General features: G+C 37.3%; 19 protein-coding genes. 16 read left to right on the forward strand and 3 right to left on the reverse strand.

Features of this window, described 5'->3' with window-relative positions:
- From dnaA to rpsR, 9 genes are all read left to right on the forward strand, one after another.
- Nucleotides 1-1,335, forward strand: a 1,335-nt coding sequence (gene dnaA, locus IGJ11_RS00005; protein ID WP_010720504.1) for a chromosomal replication initiator protein DnaA, incomplete at its 5' end; no start/stop codon positions are given.
- A gap of 189 nt (nucleotides 1,336-1,524) precedes the next feature.
- Nucleotides 1,525-2,655, forward strand: coding sequence for a DNA polymerase III subunit beta (gene dnaN / locus IGJ11_RS00010; RefSeq protein WP_010720503.1), 1,131 nt, complete (start codon nucleotides 1,525-1,527; stop codon nucleotides 2,653-2,655).
- A 211-nt stretch (nucleotides 2,656-2,866) separates the two neighbouring features.
- On the forward strand, nucleotides 2,867-3,109 hold the full coding sequence (yaaA, locus tag IGJ11_RS00015; RefSeq protein WP_010720502.1) for a S4 domain-containing protein YaaA: 243 nt from the start codon (nucleotides 2,867-2,869) through the stop codon (nucleotides 3,107-3,109).
- Complete coding sequence (gene recF / locus IGJ11_RS00020; RefSeq protein ID WP_034697664.1) at nucleotides 3,096-4,217, forward strand: DNA replication/repair protein RecF; 1,122 nt, start codon at nucleotides 3,096-3,098, stop codon at nucleotides 4,215-4,217. Before yaaA ends, recF begins: the two co-directional genes overlap by 14 nt.
- Nucleotides 4,218-6,164 carry a DNA topoisomerase (ATP-hydrolyzing) subunit B gene (gyrB, locus tag IGJ11_RS00025; RefSeq protein ID WP_010736776.1) on the forward strand — a complete coding sequence of 649 codons (1,947 nt, stop codon included), beginning with the start codon at nucleotides 4,218-4,220 and terminating at the stop codon, nucleotides 6,162-6,164. It abuts the gene before it with no gap.
- Nucleotides 6,165-6,183: 19 nt separating this feature from the next.
- Nucleotides 6,184-8,682 (forward strand): DNA gyrase subunit A, encoded by a 2,499-nt coding sequence (gyrA, locus tag IGJ11_RS00030; protein WP_010720499.1) that lies wholly within the window; start codon nucleotides 6,184-6,186, stop codon nucleotides 8,680-8,682.
- Nucleotides 8,683-9,080: 398 nt separating this feature from the next.
- Nucleotides 9,081-9,380 carry a 30S ribosomal protein S6 gene (gene rpsF / locus IGJ11_RS00035; protein ID WP_010720498.1) on the forward strand — a complete coding sequence of 100 codons (300 nt, stop codon included), beginning with the start codon at nucleotides 9,081-9,083 and terminating at the stop codon, nucleotides 9,378-9,380.
- Nucleotides 9,381-9,431: 51 nt separating this feature from the next.
- Nucleotides 9,432-9,944 (forward strand): single-stranded DNA-binding protein, encoded by a 513-nt coding sequence (gene ssb, locus IGJ11_RS00040; protein WP_010720497.1) that lies wholly within the window; start codon nucleotides 9,432-9,434, stop codon nucleotides 9,942-9,944.
- Between the two features lie 25 nt (nucleotides 9,945-9,969).
- The gene (rpsR, locus tag IGJ11_RS00045) at nucleotides 9,970-10,206 is read left to right on the forward strand and encodes a 30S ribosomal protein S18 (RefSeq protein ID WP_002288370.1); all 237 of its coding nucleotides are present in this window, start codon (nucleotides 9,970-9,972) and stop codon (nucleotides 10,204-10,206) included.
- A gap of 147 nt (nucleotides 10,207-10,353) precedes the next feature.
- Here the strand turns inward: rpsR and IGJ11_RS00050 are convergent, their stop codons facing one another.
- On the reverse strand, nucleotides 10,354-10,761 hold the full coding sequence (locus IGJ11_RS00050; RefSeq protein WP_010736777.1) for a hypothetical protein: 408 nt from the start codon (nucleotides 10,759-10,761) through the stop codon (nucleotides 10,354-10,356).
- Between the two features lie 238 nt (nucleotides 10,762-10,999).
- Between IGJ11_RS00050 and IGJ11_RS00055 the strand changes: the two genes are divergently transcribed.
- Nucleotides 11,000-12,973: a DHH family phosphoesterase gene (locus IGJ11_RS00055; protein ID WP_034697669.1), complete on the forward strand. Its 1,974-nt coding sequence runs from the start codon at nucleotides 11,000-11,002 to the stop codon at nucleotides 12,971-12,973.
- 5 nt (nucleotides 12,974-12,978) lie between these two features.
- Nucleotides 12,979-13,431: a 50S ribosomal protein L9 gene (gene rplI, locus IGJ11_RS00060; protein WP_010720494.1), complete on the forward strand. Its 453-nt coding sequence runs from the start codon at nucleotides 12,979-12,981 to the stop codon at nucleotides 13,429-13,431.
- 393 nt (nucleotides 13,432-13,824) lie between these two features.
- Here rplI and IGJ11_RS00065 read toward each other — a convergent pair whose 3' ends face one another.
- Entirely contained in the window at nucleotides 13,825-14,316 is a 492-nt protein-coding gene (locus IGJ11_RS00065; protein ID WP_207431757.1) for a glycine zipper family protein, read from the reverse strand.
- Between the two features lie 48 nt (nucleotides 14,317-14,364).
- On the reverse strand, nucleotides 14,365-14,487 hold the full coding sequence (locus IGJ11_RS00070; RefSeq protein WP_272927201.1) for a hypothetical protein: 123 nt from the start codon (nucleotides 14,485-14,487) through the stop codon (nucleotides 14,365-14,367).
- A gap of 461 nt (nucleotides 14,488-14,948) precedes the next feature.
- On the opposite strand from IGJ11_RS00070, the gene dnaB reads away from it, so the two are divergent.
- The 5 genes from dnaB (at nucleotide 14,949) to IGJ11_RS00095 (ending at nucleotide 20,042) form a co-directional block, all read left to right on the forward strand.
- A complete protein-coding gene (gene dnaB, locus IGJ11_RS00075) occupies nucleotides 14,949-16,316 on the forward strand; it encodes a replicative DNA helicase (protein ID WP_010720492.1) in 1,368 nt (455 codons plus the stop codon).
- Nucleotides 16,317-16,753: 437 nt separating this feature from the next.
- On the forward strand, nucleotides 16,754-18,046 hold the full coding sequence (locus IGJ11_RS00080) for an adenylosuccinate synthase (RefSeq protein ID WP_207431759.1): 1,293 nt from the start codon (nucleotides 16,754-16,756) through the stop codon (nucleotides 18,044-18,046).
- Nucleotides 18,047-18,381: 335 nt separating this feature from the next.
- On the forward strand, nucleotides 18,382-19,245 hold the full coding sequence (locus IGJ11_RS00085; RefSeq protein WP_010736781.1) for a DegV family protein: 864 nt from the start codon (nucleotides 18,382-18,384) through the stop codon (nucleotides 19,243-19,245).
- Nucleotides 19,246-19,499: 254 nt separating this feature from the next.
- Nucleotides 19,500-19,586 (forward strand): putative holin-like toxin, encoded by an 87-nt coding sequence (locus IGJ11_RS00090; protein WP_225792586.1) that lies wholly within the window; start codon nucleotides 19,500-19,502, stop codon nucleotides 19,584-19,586.
- Between the two features lie 369 nt (nucleotides 19,587-19,955).
- A complete protein-coding gene (locus tag IGJ11_RS00095; RefSeq protein ID WP_223603319.1) occupies nucleotides 19,956-20,042 on the forward strand; it encodes a putative holin-like toxin in 87 nt (28 codons plus the stop codon).
- Nucleotides 20,043-20,134 lie beyond the last annotated feature (92 nt).

Genomic DNA, 20,134 nt, shown 5'->3' on the forward strand with positions numbered 1-20,134 from the left:
ATGGTATCCCTCGATGCTTTATGGAACGAATTAAAAACAACTTATCAAAAGGATCTCTCACCTGCGAGCTATAATACTTGGATCGAAACCGCTCATCCACGTTCATTGGATCAGAGTCAATTAGTCGTCGAAGTACCAAGTAAAATTCATAAAGAATATTGGGAAAAGAATCTAACAACCAAAATTGTTGAAGTTGGTTACATGCTAACTGGAAAAGAGATCATTCCAAGGTTTGTAACTGGTGAAGAGGTGGAGCAAGAAGTCGTCGAAGAAATCAAAAGTCCTAAAATACCTGTTGCAAATCCAATAAAGAAGGCGATGTTGAACCCAAAATATACATTTGATACCTTCGTTATCGGTAAAGGAAACCAAATGGCTCATGCGGCAGCTTTAGTCGTTGCAGAAGACCCTGGTTCCATTTATAATCCTTTGTTCTTTTATGGTGGTGTCGGCCTTGGTAAAACCCATTTGATGCATGCTATCGGACATCAAATGTTGTTAAGCGAGCCTGATGCAAAGGTCAAATACGTTAGTAGTGAAACATTTGCCAATGACTTTATTAACTCGATCCAAAATAAAACTGCAGAGGAATTTCGCCAAGAATACCGAAACGTCGATCTTTTGCTGGTCGATGATATTCAATTCTTTGCTGAAAAAGAAGCAACACAGGAAGAATTTTTCCATACTTTCAATGCACTCTACAATGAAGGAAAACAAATTGTATTGACGAGTGATCGTTTACCAAATGAGATTCCAAAATTACAAGAACGTTTGGTTTCACGTTTTGCGTGGGGATTGTCAGTTGATATCACACCACCCGATTTAGAAACGAGAACTGCGATTTTACGTAAAAAAGCAGCAGCCGAACGTTTGGAAATACCCGATGATACCTTGAGTTACATTGCCGGACAAATTGATTCAAACATCCGTGAATTAGAAGGAGCACTCGTTCGCGTTCAAGCATTTGCTGCGATGAATAGTGAAGATATCTCAACTAGTTTAGCTGCAGATGCACTGAAAACACTAAAATCTGGTAAAGGTCATCCACAATTATCTATCTTACAGATCCAAGAAGAAGTCGCGAAATATTATCATATTCAGTTAAAAGACCTAAAAGGAAAAAAACGTGTCAAATCAATCGTTGTACCGAGACAAATCGCTATGTACTTAGCAAGAGAGCTAACGGATAGCTCTTTACCAAAAATTGGTGCTGAATTTGGTGGGAAAGACCATACAACAGTGATTCATGCTCACGAAAAAATCCAGCAATTAATGGAATCAAGTGTCAGCATGCAAAATGAAGTATCCGAAATCAAAAATTTCTTATTAAATTAACTTTGAAAAACGAAAAAACGCTTTGTGGATAAAATCAAAAAAAGCCTAAAAGTTATACACAGATTTTCCACAGCTGTTTTTTCTTTTATTTCTTGCATTTTTTTAGTTTTCCACAGAATCAACAGTACCTAATACTTTTATTATTTATATATTAACTAATAATAAATAAACGCTTAAAGGAGACACAACATGAAAGTAACTTTAAATCGAGCAAGTTTTATGCAAGAATTGCAAACTGTTCAACGTGCTATTTCAAGTAAAACCACTATTCCAATCTTGACTGGAGTCAAAATTACTTTGACTCAAGAAGGATTAACGCTAACTGGGAGTAATGCAGATATTTCTATTGAAACTTTTTTATCTGTTGAAAATGAAAAAGCCCAAATGCAAATTGAATCAACTGGAGCAATTGTGTTACAAGCTCGTTTCTTTAGTGAAATTATCCGTCGCTTACCAGAAGACACCTTTACTCTTGAAGTCTTAGAGAATAAACAAGTAGCCATTACTTCAGGAAAAGCCAACTTCTTAGTAAATGGGTTAGATGCAGATAATTACCCTCATTTACCTGTCGTTGAAAGCCATAATCAAATGAAATTACCGGTACATGTCTTAACGAAATTGATCAATGAAACAGTATTCGCTGTCTCACAACATGAAAGTCGTCCAATTCTAACAGGGGTCCATTTTATTTTAGAAGGAAATTCTCTTTTGGCTGTCGCAACTGATTCCCACCGTCTAAGCCAACGAGTGATTCCAGTTGAACAAGCAGCTGATCATTTTGATATCGTGATTCCTGGTAAAAGTCTGACTGAATTATCTCGTTCATTGACAAATGAAGAAGAAATCGTTGAGATCAGTATCATGGAAAACCAAGTACTCTTTAAAACAGAAAACATGTATTTTTATTCCCGTCTGTTGGAAGGAAACTACCCCGATACGAATCGGTTGATTCCTTCAAGCTTCAACACAGAAGTAGAATTTTCTGTTCCAAGTTTCCTTGCAGCGATTGAACGTGCCTCATTACTTTCTCATGAAGGACGTAATAATATCGTTCGTTTATCCATCCAATCAGATGCGGTGATTCTATATGGAAACTCACCTGAAATCGGAAAAGTAGAAGAAAGTCTGAATTATGTGGCAAGTAGTGGGGATCCTTTGGATATTTCCTTTAACCCTGATTACATGAAAGCTGCGTTACGTGCGTTTGGTGATATGAGTATCAAAGTGAAATTTATTTCTTCTATTCGTCCGTTTACATTAGAACCAACAGAAGATGGTGTTCAATTTATCCAGTTAATCACACCAGTACGTACGAACTAATCTGTATATCATTTTGAAAAAGTAATGAAAAAAACAAAAAATAAACAAAAAGCCATAAAATCACTTTTAAGGCTTTTTGTTTATTTTTGTTTAAAACACCTTTTTTCGCTTAAATCGTCTTATATGGAAAAATATATGGATAAATTTGTTTTATTGCCTAAAAAAAGGTATAATAGAGTATACATTTATTAATGAAAATGAGGGATGAACATTGAAACAACAAGTCATTCTAAAAACAGAATTTATGACGTTGGGTCAAATGCTAAAAGAAGTCACAGTAATTAGCAGTGGTGGACAAGCAAAATGGTATTTAGCTGAAAACACTGTCTTGGTAGACGGCGAACCAGAGAATCGTCGTGGACGAAAACTTTATCCCGGCATGATGGTTGAAGTTCCAGAAGTGGGAACTTTTTTTATGGTAAAAAAAGGAATAAACGATAATGAGGCTGAATAAGCTATATCTAAAAAATTATCGAAACTATCAGGAATTAAAGATTACGTTTACTAAAAACCTTGTCATTTTTTTAGGAGAAAATGCCCAAGGTAAGACGAATCTTTTGGAAAGTATTTATGTTTTGGCTATGACGAGAAGTCACCGTACCAGCAGTGAGCAAGAATTGATCGGATGGCAAGGCGAGCAAGCACTGATCCAGGGCGAAGTGACAAAAGGAACCTCTAAGATTCCTTTGGAGATCCTTCTTTCAAAAAAGGGACGCAAAACAAAGATCAATCATATCGAACAAAAAAAATTAAGTAGCTATGTTGGTCAATTAAATGTCATTTTATTTGCACCTGAAGACCTTTCATTAGTAAAGGGTAGTCCGCAGATCAGGCGAAAATTTCTTGATATGGAGTTAGGACAGATCAATCCGATCTATCTTTACGATTTGGTTCAATATCAAGGTATCCTAAAACAAAGAAATCAATATTTGAAACAACTGAATGAAAAAAAACAAACAGATTTACTTTATTTAGATATTTTATCTGAACAGTTAGCTGAATTTGGAAGTAAAGTATTGAAAGCACGTGCACAGTTTGTTCGACGACTGGAATTTTGGGCAAATACATTGCACCAACAAATCACCCATCAAAAAGAGCAATTAGAGATTGAATATGTCACCTCGTTTTCTTCTTTAAGTACACAAACACAAGAAGAGATCCAAACACAATTTTTAGAATTGTTGAATCAAAACAAAAAGAAAGATATGTTTCGCGGAACAACGACAATTGGACCACATCGTGATGATCTTTCTTTTTTCGTCAATCAAAAAAACGTGCAAACGTATGGTTCTCAAGGACAGCAGCGGACCACTGCTTTAAGTGTTAAGTTGGCTGAAATTGATTTGATCAAAGAAGAAACTGGGGAGTATCCAATTCTTTTACTTGATGATGTAATGAGTGAGCTAGATGATAATCGCCAACTACATTTACTAGAAACGATTGAAGGAAAGGTACAGACTTTCTTAACAACAACGACACTTGATCATGTAAAAAACAAAATGACTGTTGAACCAGAGATTTTTTATGTTCAGCAAGGGGAAATAAAAGGAGAAGAAGGCTAAATGACAGATGAAAAAAGTTTAGTAGAACGTGCAAAAGAATATGATGCCAGTCAGATCCAAGTTCTTGAAGGACTTGAAGCCGTTCGAAAACGTCCTGGTATGTATATCGGCTCCACAAGTTCGGAAGGATTACATCACTTAGTATGGGAAATCGTTGATAACTCTATCGATGAAGTCCTAGCAGGATTTGCGACGAAAATCCAAGTAATAATTGAAAAAGATAACAGTATTACTGTCATCGATGATGGCCGAGGTATCCCCGTTGATATCCAAGCCAAAACTGGTCGTCCAGCGGTAGAAACGGTGTTTACGGTACTCCATGCTGGTGGGAAATTCGGCGGAGGCGGTTATAAAGTATCTGGTGGTCTTCACGGGGTAGGTTCTTCGGTTGTAAATGCGCTCTCCACTCAGCTTGATGTAAAAGTCTACAAAGATGGAAATGTGTACTATCAGGAATATCGTCGTGGTGCTGTTGTCGATGATCTGAAGATTATTGAACAAACCGATCGAAACGGGACAACTGTTCATTTTATACCAGATCCAGAAATCTTTACGGAAACAACAGTTTTTGATTTTAATAAGCTAGCGACCCGTATCCGCGAATTAGCATTCTTGAACCGGGGAATGAAGATCTCGATTGAAGATAAGAGAGAAGAATCTCCAGTAGTAAAAGAGTACCATTATGACGGTGGGATCAAGAGCTATGTGGAATATTTGAATGCAAATAAAACGGTCATTTTTCCAGAGCCAGTTTATTTAGAAGGAGAACAACAAGACATCACGGTAGAAGTTTCCATGCAATATACCGATGGTTACCACTCCAACATCATGAGTTTTGCAAATAATATCCATACTTATGAAGGTGGTACGCATGAATCTGGCTTCAAGACAGCGTTGACACGTGTGATCAATGACTATGCACGTAAACAAAAATTGATGAAAGAAAATGATGATAACTTAACTGGTGAAGATGTGCGGGAAGGACTGACCGCAGTAATTTCGATCAAACACCCAGATCCACAATTTGAAGGGCAAACCAAAACAAAATTAGGTAATTCTGAAGTTCGGACAGTAACAGATCGTCTGTTTAGCGAGCATTTCATGAAATTCTTGTTAGAAAATCCAAGTGTTGGACGACAAATCATTGAAAAAGGATTATTGGCTTCTAAAGCACGTCTAGCAGCGAAACGTGCCCGTGAAGTAACCAGAAGAAAAGGCGCATTAGAAATCAGTAATTTGCCTGGTAAACTGGCGGATTGCTCAAGTAATGATCCAGAAAAATGCGAATTGTTCATCGTCGAAGGAGATTCTGCCGGCGGTTCAGCAAAACAAGGGCGAAATCGTGAATTTCAAGCAATTTTACCGATTCGTGGGAAAATCTTAAATGTTGAAAAAGCAAGTATGGATAAAATTCTAGCCAATGAAGAAATCCGCTCTTTATTTACCGCTATGGGAACAGGATTCGGTGAAGACTTCGATGTTTCCAAAGCTCGTTACCACAAATTAGTGATTATGACGGATGCCGATGTCGATGGTGCCCATATTCGAACATTGCTCTTAACCTTGTTTTATCGTTATATGCGCCCAATTGTTGAAGCGGGATATGTTTATATTGCACAACCGCCGCTATACGGGGTAAAACAAGGGAAAAAAATCACGTATGTACAACCCGGTAAAAACGCTGAAGAAGATTTGAAACAAGTAGTTGCTTCTCTACCAGCTACACCAAAACCAAGTGTTCAACGATACAAAGGGTTAGGTGAAATGGATGACCATCAACTATGGGAAACAACGATGGACCCTAGCAATCGTATGATGGCTCGTGTTAGTGTGGATGATGCTATCGCAGCTGATCAAATTTTTGAAATGTTAATGGGTGATCGAGTGGAACCTCGTCGTGCATTCATTGAAGAAAATGCCCATTATGTGAAAAACTTAGATATTTAGTCATGAAGGAGGAAAAAAGATGAGTGAAGAAATCAGAGAGAACATCCATGATGTCAATCTAACTAGCGAAATGAAAGACTCCTTCATCGATTATGCGATGAGTGTTATTGTTGCTCGTGCACTACCGGATGTTCGAGATGGGTTAAAACCTGTTCATCGCCGTATTTTATACGGGATGAACGAATTGGGTGTGACCCCAGATAAAGCCCATAAAAAATCTGCCAGAATCGTTGGGGATGTTATGGGTAAGTATCACCCCCATGGAGACAGTGCTATTTATGAATCCATGGTACGGATGGCACAACCATTTAGTTATCGGTACATGCTAGTGGATGGACATGGTAACTTTGGTTCTGTCGATGGTGATGGAGCAGCTGCGATGCGGTACACCGAAGCACGTATGAGTAAAATTGCCACGGAGATGCTACGGGATATCAATAAAAATACTGTAGATTTCCAAAGTAACTATGACGATACAGAAAGGGAACCAGTCGTACTTCCAGCACGCTTTCCTAATCTGCTAGTTAACGGAACAACAGGGATCGCAGTTGGTATGGCGACGAATATCCCCCCTCATAATTTATCTGAGGTAGTAGCAGCGATCGATCTATTGATGGAAAATCCAGAAGTAACAACCAATGAATTGATGGAAGTTTTACCTGGTCCCGATTTTCCAACCGGTGGTCTCGTGATGGGTAAATCAGGTATTCGCCGTGCATACGAAACGGGGAAAGGCTCAATAACTGTTCGAGCAAAAGTAGAAATCACGGAGATGCCTAATGGCAAAGAACGAATTATCGTAACGGAACTTCCTTATATGGTCAATAAAGCAAAATTGATCGAACGAATCTCTGAATTACACCGCGATAAACGGATTGAAGGAATTACGGATTTGCGTGATGAGTCTTCCCGTGAAGGAATGCGGATCGTTATCGATATCCGCCGTGATGCAAGTGCTTCGGTTATTTTAAATAACCTGTATAAGTTGACTTCATTACAAAATTCATTTGGTTTCAATATGCTGGCCATTGAAAAAGGCGTTCCTAAAGTACTGAGTCTTAAACAAATACTTGAAAACTATGTAGAGCATCAGCGTGAAGTGATCACTCGCCGAACGATTTTTGAAAAAGAAAAGGCAGAAGCACGAGCTCACATTTTAGAAGGTTTACGGATCGCATTGGACCATATTGATGAAATCATTGCAATTATCCGTGGGTCTAAATCTGACGATGAAGCAAAAACAACGATGATTGATCGTTTTGAATTATCTGATCGACAAGCACAAGCGATCTTAGATATGCGTTTACGTCGTCTAACTGGTTTAGAACGTGAGAAAATCGAAAATGAATACCAAGAATTATTACGATTGATCGAAGATTTAACGGATATTCTTGCTCGTCCAGAACGTGTGACCGAAATCATCAAAACAGAGTTAGCAGAATTAAACCAACGTTTTGGTGACAAACGTCGTACAGAATTACTAGTGGGTGAAGTTTTAAGTCTTGAAGATGAAGACTTGATCGAAGAAGAAGAAATCGTTATTACACTCACGAACAATGGGTATATCAAACGTTTAGCGAACAATGAATTTAGAGCACAACGTCGTGGTGGACGTGGTGTACAAGGAATGGGCGTGCATAACGATGACTTCGTCAAAAACCTTGTCTCTTGTTCGACACATGACACCTTGCTGTTCTTTACCAATAACGGGAAAGTCTATCGTGCCAAAGGATATGAAATTCCAGAATATGGTCGAACTGCGAAAGGAATCCCGATCATTAACTTGTTAGGGATCGATTCAAGTGAAAAAATTCAAGCAATTATTGCAGTCACCGGTGAAGCTCAAGAAGGACATTACCTCTTCTTCACTACTCGTCAAGGAACGGTGAAACGGACCACCGTAACTGCTTTTGCGAATATCCGCAGTAATGGATTGATTGCGATTGGCTTAAAAGAAGACGATGAATTAGTCAACGTGTTGTTAACAGATGGTCAATCAAACATTATCATTGGTACACATGATGGTTATTCGGTAACGTTTGCGGAAGGAGCTGTTCGGGACATGGGACGGACAGCGTCAGGAGTTCGAGGTATTCGTTTAAGAGAAGACGATTATGTGATTGGTGCTGCCTTGATGAATGAAAATCATGAAGTCTTGATCATTACTGAAAAAGGCTATGGTAAACGAACGAAAGTGAAAGAGTATCCAGTGAAAGGTCGCGGCGGTAAAGGGATCAAAACAGCAAATATCACTGAAAAAAATGGTCCATTAGCTGGACTAGCCACGATTGTTGGAACAGAAGATATCATGCTGATCACAGATAAAGGCGTTATTATTCGTTTCAATGTCTCAACTGTTTCTCAAACTGGACGTGCTACACTTGGCGTACGTTTGATCAAAATGGAAGCTGATACGAAGGTTGTGACAATGGCGGCCGTCGAGCCAGAAAGCACAGAAGAAACTGAGACACCAACAGAGACCGTGGAAGATACCACAATAGATAAAACAGAAGAATAGTCAAAAAACAGGGCTTGTCTCAGCGATGGGAAGCTTGTAAAAATAAGCCACAACCTCCGATACACAATGATTGTCGGAGGTTGTGGCTTATTATTGTTTTATGTTTATGGATTCTTTTGCAACATAAAAAAGAATCCACCTACGAATAGCTCTTGTAGTTTTTATACTTTGTTATTGTAGGAGATCGTGTTTTTCAAGAGATTCAAAAAGAGAACTTTCGGCAGTCATTTAGTAAAGCATTTTATTAAAACTTCTTTCTACACTATTTTCCCTTCAGCTTATTGCTTTTTTCACTCTATGCGTGTATAATTAAAGATTGTGAGTAGTCTAATTTATTAGAAAACTCTCCTTGCTCTTGGGAATCTAAGAGCCGAAAGTCCATAGGGAGGTGAAAATCAATGGAAAATACGAAATATGAAATCATGTACATTATTCGTCCAAACATTGATGAAGAAGCAAAAACTGCTTTAATCGAACGTTTCGATGCAATCTTGAAAGATAACGGAGCTGAAGTTATCGAATCTAAAGATTGGGAAAAACGCCGTTTAGCGTATGAAATGAACGGTTACCGTGAAGGTATCTATCACATCGTTAAAGTGTCTTCTCCATCATCTGCAACTGCTGTCAATGAATTTGACCGTCTTGCTAAAATCAACGACGATATCATTCGTCACATGATCGTGAAAGAAGAAGCATAATTTATTGTTTCATGTGGAACAATAGAACAACGATGAGAGGAGATGAATCTTTTGATTAATAATGTTGTACTAGTTGGACGTCTAACTAAAGATCCGGATTTACGATATACATCAAGTGGCACTGCAGTAGCAACGTTTACTTTAGCTGTTAATCGTAATTTTACTAGCCAAAACGGCAATCGTGAGGCTGACTTTATTAATTGTGTGATTTGGCGTAAATCAGCAGAGACATTAGCAAACTATGCTCGTAAGGGGACTCTTTTAGGAGTTACTGGACGTATCCAAACTCGTTCTTATGATAATCAGCAAGGACAACGTGTATACGTAACAGAAGTAGTTGCTGAAAACTTCCAATTATTGGAAAGTCGTGCTGCATCTGAAAATCGTCAACAAACTGGCGGTTACCAAAGCTCTGGTCAATCGACAAATGATTTTGGCGGAAGTAATAACTATAATCAAACATCTCAATCATCCAACGGTATGCCTGATTTTGATCGTGACAATTCTGATCCATTTGGTTCAAGTTCAACGATCGACATTTCAGACGATGATTTACCATTCTAAACGAATTTGATAGGAGGGAAATAGAATGGCACAACAAAGAAGAGGCGGACGTAAACGTCGTAAAGTAGACTATATTGCTGCTAACCATATTGAATATATCGATTATAAAGATATTGAATTACTAAAAAGATTTATCTCAGAACGTGGAAAAATCTTGCCACGTCGTGTAACAGGTACAGGCGCTAAAAACCAACGTAAAATTACTGTTGCTATCAAACGCGCACGTATCATGGGCTTACTACCTTTCGTAAGTGAAGATTAATTGAAATAATGAAACGAGGAAATGGTTTTACTACCGTTCCCTCGTTTTTTACTTTTTGAGAATGAATGTTTAGATGTTTTATTATCAAAAAAAAGAGTGTCATCTATACTTAGAAGAATCATAGAGAAAAGCATCCACGATTTTCGTTTAGGATTGGGGATAAAGAATACTATCTTTAAAAATTCCATCTCCCCAAATCTGACTTTCCGACAAGCTGCTCTCAATCAACTCGATCGGTTGCTGATTGACTAAGATCATTGCACAACGGTAGCCAGCGAAAGGTTGATAAAGAGGCATGATGATTTCTTGTCCTTTCAATGCTAGCTCAATGTTATCGACTGTAAAAGCAACATGAGCTTCTTTTTGAATGATTGGATCAAGACGACAATCGGGACCAAAGGCATGGAGTTCGATTGGCATAGATAAAGAATTTTTCACATCCAGTGAGTACATATCGAATAAAGGACTATACTTTGTTTCTGGATGATCTTTGATTTCTTCCAGATCGATTGGTTTACCGATATGATGGAAGCTTAATTTGTTCATTTTATTCATATAATGCTCCTTTGCCTTTTATAAATTGCTCATTTGAACATTCAAAGTAGTAATAATTTGCTTTATTTCGGTTTGAGGTTAGATGATAACTGTCATTTCAAGGTTGAAAACAAGTTATTCTACCATTTTTTTTAATACAGTGAAAAGTATTTTCAGTTAAATAATCAAGCATTTGTTTAGTCGCTTGAATACGGGAAGTTATGGTAAAATTAAACTAATCAACTATGGGAGGAAGAAGATGGAAAAAGAAAAAGAAAACTTAACCCCTAGACCTCTCTTCATTTTTTTATTTTTATTGCTTGAAGTACTGGTTGTATTATTTATGCCATTTCGTTTTGTTAGCGCTTTGGTTGTGCTTTTGATGAACCTTTTTGGCTTACGTTATTGGTTGAAATTAAAACGATGGCTAATGATAAAAAATCGTGAAAAAATCCAACAAGCCTCAACGGTGGCTGAGAACAATCTTGCTTATGTCTCCGAAGTGATGCCAGTAGGAGTGATTGCGTACCAACCAACAAGCCAAAAAATTGAATGGTTGAACCCACTCGCCTTAAAAATCAAAGATCAAAGCAGCTTAACAGAAGAAGAACTATTAGATGCTTTTTTTTCGGCAAAAGAAAAAAAGAAAAAACAAGTATATTTAGCAGATCGAACCTTTCAATTTGAAATGGATACAGTAAAGGGGGTCGTTTATTTCAACGATATCACCCAAAATCAATTGTTGAAGCTCCATCAAACCAACAGCCAACCAGTGATTGGTATCTTATCAATTGATAATTATGCAGATGCTATTGATAAGTTAGATGACAAAGAAATTTCTTATCTCAATTCGTTTGTGACTACAATGGTGTCTGATTGGATGAATGAATACCATGTCTTTTTTAAGCGGATCACTGCAGAACGCTTTTTCTTTGTCGCACAAATGATTGATTTGAAAAAAATGATGGACAAAAAATTTGATCTGTTGGATCGTTTACGTGCAGAAGCAGAGCGACAAAATTTGCCAATTACTCTAAGTATGGGGATTGCTTACGGTCAAGATTCGTTAGATGAAATTGGGGGAGAAGCCCAAAATAATTTGGACATTGCTCTAGTTCGAGGTGGCGACCAAGTTGTCGTGAAAGAACTACGTGAGGGAGCAAAACCTGTTTACTATGGAGGAAAATCAGCTAAGTCAGTCAAACGAACCCGTGTACGTTCACGAGCGATGAGTACTGCACTTCGTAAGATTTTTACTGAAACTGGCGATGTATTTATCATGGGGCATAAATTCCCCGATATGGATGCCATTGGTTCAGCATTTGGGGTAAGTTGCTTAGCTCGTTTCAATCAAAAAAAAGCGTATATCGTACTTGATGAAAACGAGATTATTCCAGACGTAGAACGATGTTTAGAGGAAATTCATAAACACCCTGAACTAGAAGCACAGCTGATTTCGCCCAAAAAAGCGATGGAGCTTAAAAAAGAAGAAGACCTGCTAGTTATGGTAGATTACCACAAACCCTCGCTATCGATCTCTCAGAGCCTATATGAGCAATTTGATAAGATCGTTATTATTGATCATCATCGACGTGGGGAGGAGTTCCCAAGTAAGCCGCTGTTGACGTATATCGAATCTTCTGCTTCTTCTGCTTCAGAGTTAGTGACAGAACTAATTCAGTATCAAAGCAATCGCACGAATCGCTTAGATCGTTTTGAAGCGACGTTGTTATTGGCAGGCATGACTGTTGATACGAACAGTTTTAATGTACGCACAACGGCACGAACTTTTGATGTAGCAAGTTATTTAAGGTCTTGTAGTGCGGATGCTTCCCTAGTACAATATTTATTGAGTTCAGATTTAGCAACCTATTTGGAAATCAGCCATTTGATTGCACAGAGCGAATATGTAACTTCAGATATTGTCGTAGCAGCTGGGACAGATGAAAAGGAATATAATAGTGTGATCGCTGCGAAAACGGCAGACACCCTCTTATCAATGATCAATATCAATGGGGCTTTTGTCATCACGAAACGAACGGACGGGCTAGTCGGGATCAGTGCTCGTAGTTCGGGCACGATCAATGTTCAAGTGATCATGGAGTCTCTTGGCGGCGGCGGTCATTTCACCAATGCAGCGACCCAATTGGAAGGTGTCACAGTAGAAGAAACCAAACAGCGTTTACTTGCTGCAATCAAAGAAAATAGGAATCAATTATATGATAAGGAGTAATGGATATGAAAGTCATTTTCTTACAAGATGTAAAAGGTAAAGGAAAAAAAGGTGATGTTAAAGAAGTACCGAATGGTTACGCACAAAATTTCCTATTAAAAAATAATCTGGCAAAAGAAGCAAATAAAAGTAGTATTAGCCAATTAGCTGGACAAAAAAAGGCACAAGAAAAACAAGAAGCTGAAATTTTAGAAGAAGCAAAAGAACTAAAAGGATTTTTAGAAAAAGAAGAAACGGTTGTCGAACTGAAAGCCAAAGCGGGTGAAGATGGACGTTTATTCGGTTCAATCCCTTCAAAACAAATTGCTGAAGGATTGAACAAGCAATACAAAGTAAAACTAGATAAACGAAAAATCGAATTGAATAATCCAATCCGTACGTTAGGTTACACGAACGTACCAGTCAAATTGCATCATGAAGTGACTGCAACGATCAAAGTGCATGTGGTAGCAGAATAGCTACCTCACCCATCATTTCTGTTAGCAGTCTCTTCAGGTTCTGTAATAGGACTTGTTGAGAAATGATCGCAGAGATTGAGAGTTCTTTTCAAAAAGAAAATCAGCCGGATTTTGATGAATCATGTCAAAATCCGGCTGATTTTCTTCATTTAATGGTAAAGATATTTGATAGGATGGTATGGAAAGCATACTTTCTTTTCGATTGATTTTAGCTACTTTATTCTTACAAGATTATGTGCTTTTTAATACCCTAGATCAAAAAAGTGGGACATTAACCAGATTTTTTTGTTCATGCCCTAGACTCTTTAAGCTTAGATTATTTTTTCTTGCGATATTTCAAAAATAGTAATATCATCACAAGGATTGTTGAATAAATTAATAAAGTTCCCAGTCTCATATACTACACTGCGTTTGTGACGTTAAACTGCAAATCGGAAATTCTGCTGTTAAAGTCATCCGCACTCCTCCATTTGATCTATTTTTACTAATCATTGTTTTTACATCACTTTGACCTTGATCGCAACGTTTGGCTAATACTGCAGCACCAATAATTGTCCCAACTACAGCTCCAATCACACCACCAATTACAGCACCATAACCCGCACCATTTACTGCTAAACCAACAGAACAAAAACCTAAATAGTCTCTTAAATTAGCTAATCCTGTCTTACTAGTGGCATAATCGTTGATACCACCATTAACAAATTTTTCTGACCACCCGGTAGTATCGTAAAGTCCTCGTGCGAACGTATTGTCACCATAAGCATAGTGGACTTCAGCGCCATCATATTTTAAGATAAGAGACTGGATCAAAACTTTTGTTTCTGCTGAGTCTGGCTGACTCAGTAACTGTTGTTTGATCTCTGGACGATTCACTTCTTTCACAAAAGTTTTGTATAATTCATTGGATTCGACAATCGTGACTTGATCTAGTTAAAAATGGTTTTCAGCTGGTACACTAGCGGTTTTCTCAGCTGCATCAACGATTTGTGTTACTTCTGGTACTACGGATCCAAATAAAGACAGACAAGACAATAAAATAGCAACGAGTTTCATTTTTTTCGTAACACATTTCCTCCTAAAATTTTTTGTGCGGGATAAAAAACGGTTTCTTTGATGGATTCTAGCACAATCAATAGTATATAGTATTAAATAATCATAAGTGATCTATTTTTTGTCAAAAAAAAAAAATAGGAAAAAACAAAAAAATTTTCCTTTTTTTTTGATTATGACAACACCTATTGAACATATAGCTAGTTTGGTACTAGCGTAAAGGATCACTTGACTGATATACTTTTTATAGTTGTTTCATTTTATCAAGGGATCTTCGTTCTCAAAGTTTTTGCTAGTTTAAGATTTTGCTGGATTTACGTGTGTATTTTCTGTACTTATTCTTGACATTGACTGTCTCTTTTATTGATTTCGAAAGATAAGCAACCATTAAACTCACTTTTTTAAAGTGACTTTTTTACGATTTTCTTGTAAAATAAAGCAATTGAAGACAAGGAGCGATATGTATGAATGAAGTGTGGCAGGATCGAATTCCACCGCAAAATATTGAAGCTGAACAAGCGGTTTTAGGATCGGTTTTTTTAGATGCTGAAACGATCATTGATGCCATGGAGTACATAGAACCGAAAGACTTTTATCGTCGGGGACATCAAATCATTTTTGAAACAATGATCGAGTTAAATGACCGTAATGAAGCAATAGATGTAGTGACTGTAAAAGATCGGTTGGAGCAAGCGAACTTATTAGAAGATGCTGGTGGGTTAAGCTACCTTTCAGATTTAGCGTTAGCTGTGCCTACTGCAGCAAATATCGTCTATTATGCGAAAATCGTTGAAGAAAAATCATTGCTCCGCACACTGATCCAAACAGCTACTGGGATCGTGACAAAAGGGTTTGAACAAGGGGAAGAAGTCCAGTCGATTCTGGATGATGCCGAGCGCAGTATTTTAGAAGTATCAGAAAAAAGAAACCGCAGTGGCTTTCTATCTATTGCAGAAGTCTTGAACTCAACCATTGAAAATATTGACCAACTGGCCCAAAATAATGAAGAAATCACAGGATTACCGACTGGATATCAAGGACTTGATAAAATGACAGCAGGTTTTCAACCTGAGGAATTGATCATCCTAGCAGCTCGGCCTGCGGTAGGGAAAACAGCTTTCGCATTAAATATAGCTCAAAATGTCGGGACAAAAACCGATCGTTCAGTTGCTATTTTTAGTTTGGAAATGGGGGCTGAATCGCTTGTCAATCGGATGCTTTGTGCGGAAGGATCGATCGAAGCAAGCCATTTGCGTACCGGTCAACTTTCTGAAGAAGAGTGGTCTAATTTGATCGTTGCAATGGGGAGTTTGTCACGGGCAAATATCTTTATTGATGATACTCCAGGAATAAAAATTTCTGAGATTCGTGCCAAATGCCGAAAATTAGCGCAGGAAAAAGGAAATCTTGGCTTGATCTTGATTGACTACTTGCAATTGATTGAAGGAAACGGGAGAGAAAATCGTCAACAAGAAGTATCTGATATTTCACGTCAATTAAAAAAGCTAGCCAAAGAATTAAAAGTACCAGTTATTGCGTTGTCCCAGCTTTCCCGTGGAGTAGAACAACGTCAAGATAAACGTCCTGTATTAAGTGATATCCGTGAATCGGGTTCCATTGAGCAAGATGCTGATATCGTAGCCTTCTTATATCGAGATGATTACTATGAAAGAGAAGGTGGCGAAGACAATGAGGATAACGAACCAAAAAACGACAATGTCATTGAAGTCATCATCGAAAAAAACCGTAGTGGTGCCCGTGGTACAGTAGAATTACTGTTTATCAAAGAATACAACAAATTTTCGTCGTTATCCCCGAGAGAAGAATATTGATTATAATATTGACTATAAAAAAGCACCTCCAAATTATCTCGTTAATTTGGAGGTGCTTTTTTAGCTATCGATCATTCCAACTGTTCTTTATCAAAAGAAAACGCAGCAGAATCACATTTGGGAAATAATAGTATAGTAAATTAGGAAGCAGTCTACCCTAGTAATCATTATTTCTAATAAGCAAAGGTGTTTAGATTACGATTCTGTCAGTGGCAACGAGTAATAAACCCTAAAAAACTATCTTATTTGCTTTGTACTAAAGGAACTTTCTTCTCTGAATAGTTTGGTTTACACTAGTTTCTATTTAAAATTTATCATCGTTCGTTTTTCAAGCGTTTTTATAAAATAAATAAAAGAATCATTCGATTTTAGTTGAATAAGTAATGAGTTATTGTTACAATAATTCAGGATTAAATAAAATAAAACGAGGTGTTCAAATGTCATCTGTAGTAGTGGTAGGTACACAATGGGGCGACGAAGGGAAAGGAAAAATTACTGACTTTCTTAGTGAAAATGCTGAAGTGATCGCACGGTACCAAGGTGGCGATAATGCAGGACACACGATCAAATTCAACGGTGTTACTTATAAACTGCATTTGATTCCTTCGGGGATTTTTTATAAAGATAAAATCAGTGTGATCGGGAATGGTGTGGTAGTCAATCCTAAATCATTAGTCAAAGAGTTAGCTTATTTACATGAACAAGGTGTAACTACTGATAACTTACGTATTTCTGACCGAGCACATGTTATTTTGCCTTATCACATCAAGTTGGATCAATTACAAGAAGATGCAAAAGGTGAAAATAAAATCGGTACAACAATCAAAGGGATCGGACCAGCATACATGGACAAAGCAGCTCGTGTAGGGATCCGCATCGCTGACTTACTAGACAAAGAAATTTTTGAAGAACGCTTACGTTTAAACTTAGAAGATAAAAACCGTCAATTTGTAAAAATGTTTGATTCTGAGCCAATTGATTTTGACTCGATATTTGAAGAATATTATGAATATGGTCAACAAATCAAACAGTATGTTACTGATACATCTGTCATTTTAAATGATGCCCTAGATGCAGGAAAACGAGTATTATTTGAAGGCGCACAAGGGGTTATGCTGGATATCGACCAAGGAACCTATCCATTTGTTACTTCTTCAAACCCAGTCGCAGGTGGCGTAACGATCGGTAGTGGCGTAGGTCCATCTAAAATCAATAAAGTTGTTGGTGTATGTAAAGCTTATACTTCTCGTGTAGGAGATGGTCCATTCCCAACTGAATTGTTTGATGAAACGGGACAACAAATTCGTGAAGTTGGTCGCGAATACGGAACGACTACAGGTCGTCCACGACGTGTGGGATGGTTTGATTCAGTAGTGATGCGTCACTCAAAACGTGTTTCAGGAATTACTAATCTATCCCTTAATTCAATTGATGTCTTAAGTGGACTTGATACAGTAAAAATTTGTACAGCTTATGAGCTCGATGGAGAATTGATTTATCATTATCCAGCAAGTTTGAAAGAATTGAAACGTTGTAAACCTGTTTATGAAGAACTTCCAGGTTGGTCTGAAGATATTACAGCATGCAAAACACTTGCTGAATTACCAGAAAATGCACGTAACTATGTCAGACGTATTTCTGAACTCGTAGGTGTGCGTATTTCAACATTTTCTGTTGGACCTGATAGAACACAAACAAATATCTTAGAAAGCGTCTGGGCACAAATTTAAGCCATTCAGCTAAGTTCGTTGAGACAGGACATTCTTGTTCCTTAAGAATGAACTAAATAGCAGAAGTATAGGTAAGAATGCTCATGCGGTAAAGAAAGAAAACGTCGAAACTGCGAAATTTGTTTTTAACATTTTTGTAGATTTTGGCGTTTTTTTTCAATAAGTAATCAAAGTTGGTTTAGAGGTTAGCGTTGTTCTTCTTTTTAATCATCCATTAAAATTTTACGAAGACAATGGTTTCCTTTTTACAAACATAGTTAACGTTATTTTCCATGCAAGAGATTTGCTATAATAGGAGTTAAGGGTAAAATGAAAAGTTGAAGGAGTTGAAGTGTGTGTATCAAATCGTAACCGATTCATGTTGTGATCTGCCTTATCAAGTGCTACAAGCAGCCAAGGTTGATTATTTATCAATGAAGATCCAGTTAGATGAAGAAGAATTAGTAGATGATCTGGGAAAAACGTTTAATTATGATCATTATATGGAACAATTAAGAAATGGGGCTACCCCAACGACCTCACAAATCAATGTGGGTCAATACTTAGAATTTTTCCGTCCTTATGTTGAACAAAATATTCCTATCCTTTATGTTGCTTTTTCCAGTGCTTTAAGTGGATCCTATAGTAGTGCGTTACAAGCAGTAGAATTATTAAAAGAAGAATATCCAGATCCACAAGTAAAGGTCTTTGATACAAAAGCCGCAAGCGTTGGGGAAGGGTTATTAGTATTGGAAGCTGTTCGATTGAAAAACGAGGGGAAAACATTAGAAGAGAACTTAGAATGGTTAGAAAACAATTACTTAAAAGTACATTCTTGGGTAACCGTTGATGATCTCAAACACCTTGAACGTGGGGGGCGTATCTCTAAAACTAGTGCTACACTAGGTAGTATTCTAAACGTGAAGCCAATTATCACAGTCGATCAGGAAGGACGTTTGACGAATATCAGCAAAGTACGAGGACGAAATAAATCGATACAAAAAATTGTTGAGGAAACTGTCAAAACCATTGTCGCCCCATTAGAACAAACTGTTTATATTGCTTATGCAGGCGATTTAGAAAGTGCTGAAAAAACAAAACAATTACTTGAAGAGAATATTAAGATGAAAGAAGTCAAGTTATATCCGCTTGGGCCTACCATCGCAAGCCATACAGGATATGGATGTATTGCGATATTCTCAATGGGAATCACTCGATAAAAAATTGTAGTCATTGTAGAAGAAATGCCCCAAAAAAGAACCATTCAGAAGAAAAAGAATATTCTTCGAGTGGTTCTTTTTTAGAATATAAAATAACTGATCTATATTAAGTTAAATCTTTTGTCGATAGTAAGTACTTCCTAAATTTGCTATAATAAAGCCAGTAATTCGTGGAGTGTAAAAGATGGTAGCTAATCTCTTGAACAAGGGGTGATGCTTATGGTTAAGAGCTTTGTCCCTGGAAAGGAATAAAGTTGTCAGTATATGAATCAATACAACTCATGCTCGCATTTGCGACATTTGTATTGTTGTTAATTGACAAAAAAGACCAAAAAAAATAACCATCTAAACCACTTTTGGCAGAGTTTTTAGATGGTTACCACATTAAAAACAAAGCTACCTTCTTTTTGACGGTACGAATTACTAATGAAGGGGTTGTTAAAGCAATCCCTTTTTCACTATTCATTATAGCTTATCAATTAGAAAAAAGTAAAGTTGTTGATTAAAAAAAATGAAGGCACACGAATCAAATACATGTCAGGTAAAAAATAACATTATTATTTAAAAATAAAGTTAATGAGGATAGTAAGTTTGTACTAAATTTGCTACAATAAAACCAGTAATTCGTGGAGTGTAAAAGATGGTAGCTAATCTCTTAGATAAGGGGTGATGCTTATGGTTAAGAGCTTTATCCCTGGAAAGGAATAAAGTTGTCAGTATATGAAGCAATACAACTCATGCTCGCATTTGCGACATTTGTGCTGTTGCTAATTGACAAAAAAGACCAAAAAAAATAACCATCTAAATCACTTTTGGCAGAGTTTTTAGATGGTATATATACCCAAAAAATAAAGCTACCGTCTTTTTAACGGCACGAGTTACTGATGAA

This window comes from Enterococcus sp. DIV0691 (assembly GCF_051711145.1).
Lineage (GTDB): Bacteria > Bacillota > Bacilli > Lactobacillales > Enterococcaceae > Enterococcus_B > Enterococcus_B hirae.